The organism is Vibrio sp. 10N.222.52.B7, assembly GCF_041474275.1.
Lineage (GTDB): Bacteria > Pseudomonadota > Gammaproteobacteria > Enterobacterales > Vibrionaceae > Vibrio > Vibrio crassostreae_C.
Map to the genome: position 1 here is coordinate 1 of NZ_JBFRTU010000467.1, position 345 is coordinate 345.

1 protein-coding gene is annotated in these 345 nt (G+C 44.9%); it reads left to right on the forward strand.

Features of this window, described 5'->3' with window-relative positions; genetic code table 11:
- The coding region (locus AB4512_RS23720) for a glutathione peroxidase (RefSeq protein ID WP_372175964.1) at window positions 1–345 on the forward strand (345 nt) is incomplete at both ends.

Sequence of the window (345 nt, forward strand, 5' to 3'; positions counted from 1 at the left end):
ATACTCAACGGCAAACAAAGGTTGTTAAATTCAAACGAAGAAATTGAGCTGTGTGAAGAGTTTCAAGGTAAGACTTTATTGATCGTAAATACGGCAAGCCAATGCGGTTTCACGCCTCAGTTCGAGCAACTTGAGCAGCTTCACCAAACGTATAAAGATCAAGGATTCACGGTTGTTGGTTTCCCAAGCAATGATTTTCGCCAAGACAGAGGAAGCGAGAATCAATCCGCCAAAATCTGCTACCTAGATTATGGCGTCACCTTTCCAATGATGGCGCGCGCGTCACTCTCTGGGCCAAACGCAAATCCAGTCTTTGCCGAAATCCAACAACAAGCCGGTATCAAA